This window comes from Pseudomonas sp. H26/SER47-MNA-CIBAN-0231 (assembly GCF_040310465.1).
GTDB lineage: Bacteria > Pseudomonadota > Gammaproteobacteria > Pseudomonadales > Pseudomonadaceae > Aquipseudomonas > Aquipseudomonas atacamensis.
On record NZ_JBEOPW010000003.1, the window covers coordinates 18,525 to 32,039 of the forward strand.

General features: G+C 61.0%; 13 protein-coding genes. 7 read left to right on the forward strand and 6 right to left on the reverse strand.

All coding sequences use genetic code 11. From position 1 onward, the window contains the following. Positions 1-233: 233 nt before the first annotated feature. From rho to AAEZ10_RS05420, 3 genes are all read right to left on the reverse strand, one after another. Positions 234-1,493: a transcription termination factor Rho gene (gene rho / locus AAEZ10_RS05410; protein WP_350568290.1), complete on the reverse strand. Its 1,260-nt coding sequence runs from the start codon at positions 1,491-1,493 to the stop codon at positions 234-236. A gap of 248 nt (positions 1,494-1,741) precedes the next feature. Next, complete coding sequence (gene trxA, locus AAEZ10_RS05415; RefSeq protein ID WP_003206727.1) at positions 1,742-2,071, reverse strand: thioredoxin TrxA; 330 nt, start codon at positions 2,069-2,071, stop codon at positions 1,742-1,744. Positions 2,072-2,191: 120 nt separating this feature from the next. Then, the gene (locus tag AAEZ10_RS05420; RefSeq protein WP_073471078.1) at positions 2,192-2,899 is read right to left on the reverse strand and encodes a FadR/GntR family transcriptional regulator; all 708 of its coding nucleotides are present in this window, start codon (positions 2,897-2,899) and stop codon (positions 2,192-2,194) included. Between the two features lie 256 nt (positions 2,900-3,155). Here AAEZ10_RS05420 and AAEZ10_RS05425 point away from each other — a divergent pair, with 256 nt between their 5' ends. The 5 genes from AAEZ10_RS05425 (at position 3,156) to ppx (ending at position 7,729) form a co-directional block, all read left to right on the forward strand. Beyond that, positions 3,156-3,941, forward strand: coding sequence for a transporter substrate-binding domain-containing protein (locus AAEZ10_RS05425; protein ID WP_016772623.1), 786 nt, complete (start codon positions 3,156-3,158; stop codon positions 3,939-3,941). A gap of 21 nt (positions 3,942-3,962) precedes the next feature. After that, the gene (locus AAEZ10_RS05430; protein ID WP_122612308.1) at positions 3,963-4,631 is read left to right on the forward strand and encodes an amino acid ABC transporter permease; all 669 of its coding nucleotides are present in this window, start codon (positions 3,963-3,965) and stop codon (positions 4,629-4,631) included. Next, the gene (locus AAEZ10_RS05435) at positions 4,628-5,278 is read left to right on the forward strand and encodes an amino acid ABC transporter permease (protein ID WP_016772621.1); all 651 of its coding nucleotides are present in this window, start codon (positions 4,628-4,630) and stop codon (positions 5,276-5,278) included. Before AAEZ10_RS05430 ends, AAEZ10_RS05435 begins: the two co-directional genes overlap by 4 nt. Beyond that, positions 5,265-6,002 carry an amino acid ABC transporter ATP-binding protein gene (locus AAEZ10_RS05440; RefSeq protein WP_007911148.1) on the forward strand — a complete coding sequence of 246 codons (738 nt, stop codon included), beginning with the start codon at positions 5,265-5,267 and terminating at the stop codon, positions 6,000-6,002. The genes AAEZ10_RS05435 and AAEZ10_RS05440 overlap by 14 nt, the downstream gene beginning before the upstream one ends. A gap of 224 nt (positions 6,003-6,226) precedes the next feature. After that, the gene (ppx, locus tag AAEZ10_RS05445; RefSeq protein ID WP_101161519.1) at positions 6,227-7,729 is read left to right on the forward strand and encodes an exopolyphosphatase; all 1,503 of its coding nucleotides are present in this window, start codon (positions 6,227-6,229) and stop codon (positions 7,727-7,729) included. A 171-nt stretch (positions 7,730-7,900) separates the two neighbouring features. Here ppx and ppk1 read toward each other — a convergent pair whose 3' ends face one another. Both ppk1 and hemB read right to left on the reverse strand, forming a co-directional pair. After that, entirely contained in the window at positions 7,901-10,126 is a 2,226-nt protein-coding gene (gene ppk1 / locus AAEZ10_RS05450; protein ID WP_016772619.1) for a polyphosphate kinase 1, read from the reverse strand. A gap of 18 nt (positions 10,127-10,144) precedes the next feature. After that, positions 10,145-11,158 carry a porphobilinogen synthase gene (hemB, locus tag AAEZ10_RS05455; RefSeq protein WP_016772618.1) on the reverse strand — a complete coding sequence of 338 codons (1,014 nt, stop codon included), beginning with the start codon at positions 11,156-11,158 and terminating at the stop codon, positions 10,145-10,147. A 207-nt stretch (positions 11,159-11,365) separates the two neighbouring features. On the opposite strand from hemB, the gene AAEZ10_RS05460 reads away from it, so the two are divergent. Further along, on the forward strand, positions 11,366-12,025 hold the full coding sequence (locus AAEZ10_RS05460; RefSeq protein ID WP_016772617.1) for a DedA family protein: 660 nt from the start codon (positions 11,366-11,368) through the stop codon (positions 12,023-12,025). Positions 12,026-12,192: 167 nt separating this feature from the next. Continuing rightward, entirely contained in the window at positions 12,193-12,861 is a 669-nt protein-coding gene (gene elbB / locus AAEZ10_RS05465; RefSeq protein ID WP_016772616.1) for an isoprenoid biosynthesis glyoxalase ElbB, read from the forward strand. Between the two features lie 104 nt (positions 12,862-12,965). On the opposite strand, the gene AAEZ10_RS05470 is transcribed toward elbB, so the two are convergent. Continuing rightward, positions 12,966-13,421 (reverse strand): YaiI/YqxD family protein, encoded by a 456-nt coding sequence (locus AAEZ10_RS05470; RefSeq protein ID WP_243241332.1) that lies wholly within the window; start codon positions 13,419-13,421, stop codon positions 12,966-12,968. Between the last annotated feature and the right edge of the window lie 94 nt (positions 13,422-13,515).

Below are 13,515 nucleotides of genomic sequence, written 5' to 3' on the forward strand. Positions count from 1 at the left end.
ATGGCACCCTCAAAATAGGCGTACATCCTACCTGCTCTGAGGGGCAAACAGCAGCCCGTCATTGCTCGATTGTGGCCCGCGCGCTGCCGGTAAGGAGCAGGTCTTGAATTCGGGAGTGCGCTGCCGACGCCGCAGAATCGGCCCATCAACAGATATCCGTGATGGGCGCGAGATTTTTCGGGGCAAAAAAAACGCCCCCTCGCGGGAGCGTCCTTTGTTGAAACGCCAGCGTATTACTTGCGTTTCATCGACAAGAAGAACTCGTCGTTGGTCTTGGTCGTCTTCAGCTTGTCGACCAGGAACTCGATGGCGGCCACTTCGTCCATCGGGTGCAGCAGCTTGCGCAGAATCCACATGCGCTGCAGTTCGTCGTCGGCGGTCAGCAACTCTTCGCGGCGGGTGCCGGAGCGGTTGATGTTGATGGCCGGGAACACACGCTTCTCGGCGATCTTGCGATCCAGAGGCAGTTCCATGTTGCCGGTACCCTTGAACTCTTCGTAGATCACTTCGTCCATCTTCGAGCCGGTTTCAACCAGCGCGGTGGCGATAATGGTCAGCGAGCCGCCTTCTTCGATGTTACGCGCGGCACCGAAGAAACGCTTCGGCTTCTCGAGGGCGTGGGCATCGACACCACCGGTCAGGACCTTGCCGGAGCTCGGGATCACGGTGTTGTAGGCACGGGCCAGACGGGTGATGGAATCGAGCAGGATCACCACATCTTTCTTGTGTTCGACCAGGCGTTTGGCCTTCTCGATCACCATTTCAGCAACCTGCACGTGACGGGTCGGCGGCTCGTCGAAGGTCGAGGCAACCACTTCGCCGCGCACGGTGCGCTGCATTTCGGTCACTTCTTCCGGACGCTCGTCGATCAACAGCACGATCAGGTGAACTTCAGGATTGTTACGGGCGATGTTCGCTGCGATGTTCTGCAGCATGATCGTTTTACCGGCTTTCGGCGGTGCGACGATCAGACCACGCTGGCCTTTGCCGATCGGTGCGCACAGGTCGATCACGCGACCGGTCAAATCTTCGGTGGAACCGTTGCCGGCTTCCATCTTCATGCGCACGGTCGGGAACAGCGGCGTCAGGTTCTCGAAGAGAATCTTGTTTTTCGCGTTCTCCGGACGATCGAAGTTGATCGTGTCGACCTTGAGCAGGGCGAAATACCGCTCGCCTTCCTTCGGAGGGCGGATCTTGCCAACGATGGTGTCACCGGCGCGCAAGTTGAAGCGGCGGATCTGGCTCGGCGAGACGTAGATGTCGTCAGGGCCGGCGAGGTAGGAAGCGTCTGCGGAGCGCAGGAAGCCGAAGCCGTCCTGGAGAATCTCCAGCACGCCATCACCGGAGATTTCCTCGCCGCTTTTCGCGTGCTTTTTCAGCAGGGAGAAAATCACGTCCTGCTTGCGCGAACGGGCCATATTTTCTATGCCCATCTGTTCGGCCAATTCGAGCAGTTCGGTAATCGGCTTTTGCTTGAGTTCAGTCAGATTCATATAGGAATGACGTAATCATTTATGGAGGGGGGGAAATTAAGCTTTTGGCTTAATGAGGCCGCGCCGCGGAGAAGGCGACAGGATCGCGAACTAATTCGAAAAGGAGTGCGTCGGCGACGGCTAGCAGGGGGCATTGGAGAAACCAGTGCGGGGCCGAATGTACCACCTGAGTTTCGGAGCGTCTAGCCCTGAATACGCAAAAAGCCCCGCGATTTGCGGGGCTTTTTTTCAGCGTTTTACTGCGACGCTCAGATGTTGGCGTCGAGGAACGCCGCCAGTTGCGACTTCGACAGTGCGCCGACCTTGGTCGCTTCAACGTTGCCGTTCTTGAACAGCATCAGCGTCGGGATACCACGCACGCCATGCTTGGCCGGGGTTTCCTGGTTTTCGTCGATGTTCAGTTTGGCGACGGTCAGCTTGCCTTTGTAAGTCTCGGCAATCTCGTCCAGAACCGGTGCGATCATTTTGCAAGGGCCGCACCATTCAGCCCAGTAGTCGACCAGGACAGCGCCTTCGGCCTTGAGTACGTCGGCTTCGAAGCTAGCGTCGCTAACGTGTTTGATCAGATCGCTGCTCATGGAATTCTCCAGGTTGTAAGCAAAAAAACGTGGCCCATCATAGCCGCCCTTCCCTTGTTCAGGAAGCCGCAGATGATTGAGTGTTGCTATGGCCCTTGATGAGTTTGGGTATAGCTCAAGTCACGCCGTGGCGGGAGCGATGAAGGCGATTCCGGTACGCAGGGCGGCGTTGCGCACGTGTTCCTGCATGGCTTTCTGCGCCGCCCCCGACGCGCGGCGCGCCAGGGCACGGAGGATCTTGCGATGTTCCTGCCAGGTTTCCATGGCGCGCTCGGCGCGGATGAACGGCAGTTTCTGGCTCTCGAGAAAGATCTCGGCGCTGGCGGTGAGAATGCTCAGCATCGCCTGATTACCGCTGGCAAGAAGGATGCGTCGGTGGAATTCGAAGTCGAGTTTCGCCGCTGCCTCAAAGTCGCCGAGCTTCAATTGCTCGCGCATGGCCGCAACGTTGTCTTCCAGCGCATCCAGATCGAACGTGCTCAACGTCACCGCCGCCAACCCTGCTGCAAACCCTTCGAGCGCATAGCGCAATTGAAAGATATCCAGCGGTGATGCCTGCGCCGCAAACGACCAGCCTGGCGCGTTGTCGCCGCGCGACAATTCGACCGGCGACTGCACGAACACGCCCTTGCCCGGCTGAATGCTGACCACGCCCAGTGCACTGAGCGACGACAGCGCTTCACGCAACGATGCCCGACTGACGCCCAGTTGCAGCGCCAGATCCCGTTGCGAAGGCAACGCATCGCCAGCGCCGAAGCCCTGTTCGGTGATCAGTTTGCGGATCGCTTGCAGCGCCACTTCGGGTACGGCGCGGGAGATCGAATTCATGATGTGCGGACGCGTCAGGGCCAAGGTGCGGCTAGTTGTAAAGCTATTCGTCGAGTCCGGCAAGTCGTGCCCCAGCGGGGTTCGGCGCGCACTGCCGATGCGCCATCGCAGTGCGAAAACCGAGTTGACTGTTCAGACCAGTAAGACCGAACCAAGCCGCTGATGCCGCGGCCTGCCGGGGCGAAATCCGCCTGTTGGCACGGCCCATGCTCTGTCCGATCGCAGCAACCACTTCCCGCCGATCCGGAGATTGTCCATGACCCAGCGTTACAGCGCCCTCCTCGCTTCCCTGTTTGCCGGCCTGCTGCTGTGCCAGGCCCCCGCTCACGCCGACGGTCTGGACGACGTGGTCAAACGCGGCACGCTGAAAGTCGCCGTGCCCCAGGACTTCCCGCCGTTCGGCTCGGTCGGCCCGGACATGAAACCGCGCGGCCTGGATATCGACACGGCGAAACTGCTCGCTGACCAACTCAAGGTCAAACTTGAACTGACCCCGGTCAACAGCACCAACCGCATCCCGTTCCTCACCACCGGCAAGGTTGATCTGGTGATTTCCAGCCTCGGCAAAAACGCCGAGCGTGAGAAGGTCATCGACTTTTCCCGCGCCTATGCGCCGTTCTACCTCGCCGTGTTCGGTCCGCCAGACGCTGCGATCACCAGCCTCGACGACCTCAAGGGCAAGACCATCAGCGTCACCCGGGGCGCCATCGAAGACATCGAGCTGAGCAAAGTCGCCCCCGAAGGCGTGACCATCAAACGTTTCGAAGACAACAACTCGACCATCGCTGCTTATCTGGCAGGCCAGGTCGATCTGATCGCCAGCGGCAACGTGGTGATGGTGGCCATCAGCGAGAAGAACCCCAAGCGCGTACCGGCGCTGAAAGTGAAGCTCAAGGATTCGCCGGTCTACGTCGGTGTGAACAAGAACGAAGCGGCGTTGCTGGCCAAGGTCAACGACATCCTCAACACCGCCAAGGCTGACGGCGCGCTGGAAAAGAACTCGCAGACCTGGCTGAAAGAGCCGCTGCCGGCCGATCTCTGATCGACTGCGCGGGAGACGTTCATGGCTTATCAGTTCGATTTTTTGCCGGTGGTGGAAAACACCGACCTGCTGCTGCGCGGCGCACTGTTCACCCTTGAGCTGACCGCCATCGGCGCGCTGCTCGGGGTCGGCGTGGGCATTGTCGGGGCGCTGGTGCGGGCGTGGCAAATCCGCCCGTTCTCGGCGATCTTCGGCGTCTACGTCGAGTTGATCCGCAACACGCCGTTTCTGGTGCAACTGTTCTTCATCTTCTTCGGCCTGCCGTCGCTTGGCGTGCAGATTTCCGAGTGGCAGGCGGCAGTGCTGGCGATGGTGATCAACCTTGGCGCCTATTCGACCGAAATCATCCGCGCCGGCATCCAGGCGATTCCGCGCGGGCAGCTGGAAGCGGCTGCGGCACTGGCGATGACGCGCTTCGAAGCGTTCCGCCACGTCGTCCTGCTGCCGGCGCTGGGCAAGGTCTGGCCGGCGCTGAGCAGCCAGATCATCATCGTCATGCTCGGTTCGGCGGTGTGTTCGCAGATCGCCACGGAAGAATTGAGCTTCGCCGCCAACTTCATTCAGTCACGCAACTTCCGCGCCTTTGAAACCTATGCGCTGACCACCCTGATCTATCTGTGCATGGCGCTGCTGATCCGCCAGTTGCTCAACTGGTTCGGGCGTCGGTTCATTGCGAGGAGCAGCCAATGAGCGATTTCACTTTCTGGGACATCCTGCGCAACCTGCTCACCGGCCTGCAATGGACCCTGGCGCTGTCACTGGTGGCGTTCATTGGCGGCGGCCTCGTCGGCCTGCTGATTCTGGTGATGCGCATCTCCAAGAACACACTGCCCAGCAGCATCGCCCGCACCTGGATCGAGCTGTTTCAGGGCACGCCGCTGCTGATGCAGCTGTTTCTGGTGTTCTTCGGCGTGGCGCTGGCCGGGATCGAGATTTCGCCGTGGATGGCCGCCGCGATCGCTTTGACCTTGTTCACCAGCGCCTATCTGGCAGAGATCTGGCGCGGCTGCGTCGAGGCCATTCCCCACGGTCAGTGGGAAGCTTCGTCGAGCCTGGCGCTCAATCCGCTCGAGCAATTGCGCTACGTGATTCTGCCGCAAGCGCTGCGCATCGCCGTGGCGCCGACCGTAGGCTTCTCGGTGCAAGTGGTTAAAGGCACAGCGGTGACCTCGATCATCGGCTTCACCGAACTGACCAAGACCGGCGGCATGCTCGCCAACGCCACGTTCGAACCGTTCATGGTCTACGGCCTCGTCGCCCTCGGCTACTTCCTGCTCTGCTACCCCTTGTCCCTCAGTGCGCGCTACCTGGAAAGGAGACTGCATGCCTCTGCTTAGAATTTCCGCCCTGCATAAATACTACGGCGATCACCACGTACTCAAAGGCATCGATCTCAGCGTCGAGGAAGGCCAGGTCGTGGCGATCATCGGCCGCAGCGGCTCGGGCAAATCGACTCTGTTGCGCACACTCAACGGCCTGGAGTCGATCAACGACGGCGTGATCGAAGTCGACGGCGAATACCTCGACGCCGCCCGCGCTGATCTGCGCAGCCTGCGACAGAAGGTCGGCATGGTCTTCCAGCAGTTCAACCTGTTCCCGCACCTGACCGTCGGCGAAAACGTCATGCTCGCGCCGCAAGTGGTGCAGAAAGTACCCAAGGCCAAGGCAGCCGAACTGGCGCGGGAAATGCTCGAGCGAGTCGGGCTCGGGGAGAAATTCGATGCCTTTCCGGACCGCTTGTCCGGCGGTCAGCAGCAGCGGGTGGCGATCGCCCGGGCTTTGGCGATGTCGCCGAAGGTGTTGCTGTGCGATGAAATCACTTCGGCACTGGACCCGGAACTGGTCAATGAAGTGCTCAGCGTGGTGCGGCAGTTGGCCAAGGAAGGCATGACGCTGATCATGGTCACCCACGAGATGCGCTTTGCCCGGGAAGTCGGCGATAAATTGGTCTTCATGCACCATGGCAAGGTGCACGAGGTGGGCGATCCGAAGGTATTGTTTGCCAATCCGCAGACGGCGGAGCTGGCGAACTTTATTGGCACGGTGGAAGCGACAGCCTGAAAGGCCCTCTGTCCTGTTGATCGTTCCCACGCTCCGCGTGGGAATGCAGCCAGGGACGCTCCGCGTCCCAAAAGCGGACGCAGAGCGTCCGGTGAGGCATTCCCACGCGGAGCGTGGGAACGATCAGGTTCGGGGTGCGCGCTCCGGCGGTTTGAACCATGTGCGTTGGCGCCAGCGTTTGATCGTGGCACGATGTCGGGGTTATCGACCGAGACCCCCTGACCATGCCGCAATCCCAAGCCAAGAATCTGTCCCTGATCGCCGCAATCGACCTGGGCTCCAACAGCTTTCACATGGTCGTGGCCAAGGCCCAGAACGGCGAAATCCGCATCCTCGAGCGCCTCGGCGAGAAGGTGCAACTGGCCGCTGGCATCGACGATGCGCGCCAGCTCAACGAAGAATCGATGCAGCGCGGCCTCGATTGCCTCAAGCGCTTTGCGCAACTGATCAACGGTATGCCGCTCGGCGCCGTGCGCATCGTCGGCACCAACGCCCTGCGTGAAGCGCGCAACCGTGGCGAGTTCATCCGCCGCGCCGAGGAAATCCTCGGCCACACGGTTGAAGTCATCTCCGGCCGTGAAGAAGCGCGCCTGATCTATCTCGGCGTTTCGCACACACTCGCCGACACCCCAGGCAAACGTTTGGTCGCCGACATCGGCGGCGGCAGTACCGAATTCATCATCGGCCAGCGCTTCGAGCCGCTGCTGCGCGAAAGCCTGCAAATGGGCTGCGTGAGTTTCACCCAGCGCTACTTCAAGGACGGCAAGATCACTCCGGCCCGCTACGCCCAGGCCTACACGGCGGCGCGCCTGGAAATCATGAGCATCGAGCACGCCCTGCATCGCCTGACCTGGGATGAAGCCATCGGCTCCTCCGGTACGATTCGCGCCATCGGCCTGGCCCTGAAGGCTGGCGGCCACGGCAGCGGCGAGGTCAACGCCGAAGGCCTGGCGTGGCTCAAGCGCAAACTGTTCAAGCTCGGCGACGCCGACAAGATCGATTTCGAAGGCATCAAGCCTGACCGCCGCGCGATCTTCCCGGCGGGCCTGGCGATTCTCGAAGCGATCTTCGACGCCCTCGAACTGCAACGCATGGATCATTGTGAAGGCGCGCTGCGTGAAGGCGTGCTCTACGACCTGCTCGGCCGCCATCATCACGAAGACGTGCGCGAACGCACCCTGACCTCGCTGATGGAGCGCTATCACGTCGATCTGGAACAAGCGGCGCGGGTCGAACGCAAGGCCCTGCACGCGTTCGATCAGGTCGCCGTCGACTGGGAACTGGATGACGGTATCTGGCGCGAACTGCTCGGCTGGGCGGCGAAAGTCCACGAAGTCGGCCTCGACATCGCGCACTATCACTACCACAAGCATGGCGCCTACCTGATCGAACACTCCGATCTGGCCGGCTTCTCCCGCGAGGATCAGCAGATGCTCGCGCTATTGGTGCGCGGGCACCGGCGCAATATTCCCAAGGACAAGTTTGCCGAATTCGGCGATGACGGCATCAAACTGATTCGCCTGTGCGTGCTGCTGCGGTTCGCCATTCTGTTCCATCACATTCGCGGAACCCAGGCGATGCCGCAGGTGGTGCTGCATGCCAATGGCGACCATCTCGATGTGGAATTCCCGGAGAACTGGCTGGATGAAAATCAGCTGACCCAGGCGGATTTCGGCCTCGAGGCCGATTGGTTGACGCGGGTGGGGATTGTTCTCACGGTGCACTGACACTGATTGTGGCGAGGGGATTTATCCCCGCTGGCCTGCGCAGCAGGCCCGATTTTGACTCAAGGGGTCGCTTCGCGCCCAACGGGGATAAATCCCCTCGCCACAGGTCGGAATCAGTGTAGGTACAAAAAAGGCGATCCCGAGGGATCGCCTTTTTTATTGGGCTGACGGTCAGCTGCTCACCGGCAAGATCGGGCTGCCCAACCGCTCCAGCAACGTCGCCTGCGCACTGCGCGGGTTCTGGTTGCCGGTGGGCGTGTTGCGGATGTAGCGGCCGTCCGACTGCAAACTCCAGCTGTGGGTGTTGTCGGTCAGGTACAGCTCCAGCTCCTTCTTGACGCGGGTCAGCAGCTTCTTGCCTTCCACCGGGAAGCAAGTCTCGACGCGCTTGTCGAGGTTGCGCTCCATCCAGTCGGCGCTGGAAAGGAACATCTGCTCGTCGCCGCCGTTGAGGAAGTAGAACACCCGCGTGTGCTCGAGGAAGCGGCCAATGATCGAGCGTACATGAATGTTGTGCGAGACCCCGGCGATGCCCGGACGCAGGCAGCACATGCCGCGCACCACCAGATCGATGCGCACGCCGGACTGGCTGGCCTTGTACAGCGCGCGGATGATCTTCGGATCGGTCAGCGAGTTGAACTTGGCGATGATGTGCGCCGGTTTGCCTTCGAGGGCGAACTGGGTTTCGCGGGCAATCATGTCGAGCATGCCCTTCTTCAGGGTGAACGGCGCATGCAGCAGCTTTTTCATGCGCAGTGTCTTGCCCATGCCAATCAACTGGCTGAACAGTTTGCCGACGTCCTCGCACAAGGCGTCGTCGGAGGTCAGCAGGCTGTAGTCGGTGTAAAGCTTGGCGTTACCGGCGTGGTAGTTGCCGGTACCGAGATGCGCATAACGGACGATTTCGCCAGCCTCACGGCGCAGGATCAGCATCATCTTGGCGTGGGTCTTGAAGCCGACCACGCCGTAGATCACCACTGCGCCCGCCGCTTGCAGACGGCTGGCCAGTTGCAGGTTGGATTCTTCGTCGAAGCGCGCGCGCAGCTCGATCACCGCAGTGACTTCCTTGCCGTTACGCGCGGCATCCACCAGCGCATCGACGATCTCGGAGTTGGCGCCGGAGCGGTACAGGGTTTGCCGTACGGCCAACACATGCGGGTCTTTCGCGGCCTGACGCAGCAGGTCGACCACCGGGGTGAACGACTCGAACGGGTGCAGCAGGAGGATGTCCTGCTTGCTGACCACACTGAAGATGTTTTCGCTGTTTTGCAGCAGTTTCGGGATCTGCGGGGTGAACGGCGTGTATTGCAGCTCCGGATGGCTGTCCAGACCGGTGATGCTGAACAGGCGCGTCAGGTTGACCGGGCCGTTGACCTGATACAGCTCGGTCTCGCTCAGGTTGAACTGCTTGAGCAGATAGTCCGAGAGGTGTTTCGGGCAAGTGTCGGCGACTTCCAGACGCACCGCGTCACCGTAGCGCCGCGAGAACAACTCGCCACGCAGAGCGCGGGCCAGGTCTTCGACGTCTTCGGAATCGAGCGCCAGGTCGGCGTTTCGGGTCAGACGGAACTGGTAGCAGCCTTTGACCTTCATGCCCTGGAACAGGTCATCGGCGTGGGCGTGGATCATCGACGACAGGAACACATAGTTGTCGCCGGCGCCGCCGACTTCTTCCGGCACCTTGATGATCCGAGGCAGCAGACGCGGTGCCGGAATGATCGCCAGACCGGAGTCGCGACCGAAGGCGTCGATACCTTCGAGCTCGACGATGAAGTTCAGACTCTTGTTCACCAGCAACGGGAACGGGTGCGTCGGATCGAGGCCGATCGGGGTGATGATCGGCGCGATCTCGTCGCGGAAATAGCGCCGGACCCAGGTCTTGAGCTTGGTCGTCCAGTTGCGCCGACGGATGAAGCGCACCTGATGCTTTTCCAGCTCCGGCAGGAGGATGTCGTTGAGGATCGCGTACTGGCGGTCAACGTGACCGTGAACCAGTTCGCTGATCCGCGCCAGCGCCTGATGCGGCTGCAAGCCGTCAGCGCCTGCCTGCTCGCGGGCAAAAGTGATCTGCTTTTTCAGCCCGGCGACGCGGATTTCGAAGAATTCGTCGAGGTTGCTGGAGAAGATCAGCAGGAACTTCAGCCGCTCCAGCAACGGGTAGGACTCGTCCAGCGCCTGTTCCAGCACGCGGATGTTGAACTGCAATTGCGAAAGCTCGCGGTGGATGTACAGGCTGCTGTCATCCAGGCCGGGAATGGCGATCGCCGGTACCGCCACAGCGGTTTCGGCAACCGGCGCGGGTGGCGCAGGCTCCAGTTCCGGCGGGGTTTCGGTGATTTGCTCGACCACCGGCTGAGCTTCTTTTACGGCAACTTCAGTGAGTCCTTCGGTATTCATGGAATGTTCCTGGGAGGGCTATTTCTGCTCTCGTAACAATTGAGCGGCACGAACGGCAAAGTAAGTCAGGATGCCATCTGCACCGGCACGTTTAAAGGCGGTCAGTGACTCGAGGATCACCGCTTCGCTCAACCAGCCATTCTGGATAGCGGCCATGTGCATGGCGTATTCGCCACTGACCTGATAGACGAAGGTCGGCACCTTGAAGGCATCTTTGACGCGAAAAAGAATGTCCAGGTAGGGCATGCCCGGTTTGACCATGACCATGTCCGCACCTTCGGACAAGTCGGCACCGACTTCGTGCAGCGCTTCGTCGCTGTTGGCCGGGTCCATCTGATAAGAAGCCTTGTTGGCTTTGCCCAGGTTCGACGCCGAACCCACGGCATCGCGGAAAGGGCCGTAGTAGGCGCTGGCGTATTTGGCCGAGTAGGCCATGATGCGCACGTTGACGTGACCGGCAATTTCCAGCGCCTCACGAATCGCCTGGATGCGACCGTCCATCATGTCCGAAGGCGCCACCACCTGCGCGCCGGCCTCGGCGTGGGACAACGCCTGGCGCACCAGCGCATCGACGGTGATGTCGTTCTGCACGTAGCCGTCTTCGTCGAGAATGCCGTCCTGACCGTGGGTGGTGAACGGGTCCAGCGCCACGTCAGTGATCACGCCCAGCTCCGGGAACCGCTCACGCAGGGCGCGAGTGGCGCGCTGGGCGATGCCTTCGGGATTCCAGGCTTCGGCGGCATCGAGGGATTTCAGTTCAGGCGGGGTAACCGGGAACAGCGCCAGCGCCGGAATGCCCAGCTCGACCCACTTCGCCGCTTCTTCAAGCAGCAGATCAATGCTCAGTCGCTCGACGCCCGGCATCGAGGCCACGGCTTCGCGGCGGTTTTCACCGTCGAGCACGAACACCGGCAGAATCAGATCATCGACCGTCAATACGTTTTCACGCACCAGGCGCCGCGAAAAATCATCACGACGATTGCGACGCAGACGAGTGGCAGGGAACAGACGATTGGCGGGGGTAAAGCTCACGGCAGACTCCTGAGCCCGGGCAAACGGGCGAGCGTGACAGTTATAGACGGGCATTATGACTAACAGATGACAGTTATGTGTGCTCTGTGACAGGTAGCCGCAATCCATTGTCGATGTAGGAAATGTTCACGTCGAGACACATTTGGACACTTTCATGAATGTGCCCGAAGGGTTAGGCTGCGCGTTCATTTCGCCAGCACCCAGACAATGCTCCAACAATTTCTGCACGACTTTGGCTACTTTGCCTTGTTTCTCGGCACGTTCTTCGAAGGCGAAACCATTCTGGTGCTCGCAGGCTTCCTTGCGTTCCGTGGATACATGGACATCAACCTGGTGGTGGTCGTGGCGTTTTTCGGCAGTTATGCCGGTGATCAGCTGTGGTACTTCCTGGGGCGCAAGCACGGGCGCAAATTGCTCGCGCGCAAACCGCGCTGGCAGATGATGGGCGACCGCGCGCTGGAGCACATCCGCAAACATCCGGACATCTGGGTCCTGAGCTTCCGCTTCGTTTATGGCCTGCGCACGGTGATGCCGGTGGCGATCGGCCTGTCCGGTTATCCACCGGGACGTTACTTGCTGCTCAACGGCATCGGCGCGGCGATCTGGGCCACCGCCCTGGCTGCGGCGGCTTACCACTTCGGCGCAGTGCTGGAAGGCATGCTCGGCAGCATCAAGAAGTACGAGCTGTGGGTGCTCGGCGCATTGCTGATCCTCGGCCTGGGCCTGTGGCTGCGGCGCCGCTTCAAGAATGCGCAACTGGCGAAGAAAATCTATCAGGACGAACAACTCGCCAAGGCCGCCGAGGCAGAGCAGTTGCGCCAGGCCGAAACGACCCCTCCTGCCGGGCCGAAAACGCCAGCCGAATAAGCCATTCGCTGGCGACTGCCATGCGCATTCAAGGCAAATAATGAACACCCCGTCGCCGTTGCGATCCATTGAGAGAGCGCTCTGTTCCCGCGCGCGTCAGCCATGCCCCTATGGCCACGCGCGACGATTTGAGGGACATTGAGCGCCATGAATCTGGAGAGAAGCCCATGAGCAAAAAAGTTGCAGTGATCCTGTCCGGCAGTGGCGTGTACGACGGCGCCGAAATCCAGGAAAGTGTCATCACCCTGCTGCGCCTCGACCAGCGCGGCGCACAGGTGCAGTGCTTCGCGCCGAACATCGCGCAATTGCATGTGATCAACCACCTGACCGGCGAAGAAATGCCGGAATCGCGCAACGTGCTGGTGGAATCGGCGCGCATTGCCCGGGGCAACGTCAAGGATATCCGCGACGCCGACGTCGAAGACTTCGATGCGCTGATCGTGCCCGGCGGTTTCGGCGCGGCGAAGAACCTGTCGAACTTCGCCATCGAAGGCGCCGGCTGCACCGTGCAACCCGAAGTGCTGGCCCTGGCCGAAGCATTTGCCGAAGCGGGCAAACCGGTCGGGCTGATCTGCATCTCCCCAGCGCTGGCGGCGAAAATCTATGGCCCGGGCGTGACCTGCACCATCGGCAACGACGCCGACACCGCTGCGGCCATGAACAAAATGGGCGCCACCCACGAAGAGTGCGCTGTGACCGAAATCGTCGAAGACAAGGCGCGCAAACTGGTCACCACCCCGGCGTACATGCTGGCGCAGACCATCAGTGAAGCGGCTTCGGGGATCAACAAATTGGTCGACCGCGTGCTCGAACTGACTCACGAAAACGACGCTTGAAATCAGAAGATCGCAGCCTTCGGCAGCTCCTACAGGTTCCGTGTCGCGCCGTGATATTGCGGCATACACCGCCCCGGTAGGAGCTGCCGCAGGCTGCGATCTTTTCAGGGCTTGCGGGTGATCCGGGTCAGAATCCGGTCCAGCGCATTGGCAAACGCCTGCTTCTCACGCTCGCCAAAGGGTGCCGGGCCGCCGCTCATCTGGCCCTGCTCCCTGAGATCGGTGAACAGATTCCGCACCGCCAGCCGCTCGCCCATGTTCTGCGCATCGAACTCCTTGCCGCGCGGATCCAGTGCCGCCACGCCCTTCTTCACCAGCCGATCGGCCAGCGGAATATCGCTGCAGATCACCAGTTCGCCCGGCACCGCATGCTCGACCAGATAATCATCCGCCGCATCCGGCCCGCTCGGCACCACAATCAATTTGACGATCGCCAGCCCCGGTTTGATCTGCGGCTGCCCGGCTACCAGCACCACTTCGAACTGGCGCTTTAACGCGAACTTCACCACCAGATCCTTCGCCGCCCGCGGACAGGCGTCGGCATCGATCCATACACGCATGTTCTTGCCTCCAAAAAATTCGCGAGCAGGCTCGCTCCCACAGGATACATACCGAACCTGTGGGAGCGAGCCTGCTCGCGAATATGAGCGCAGC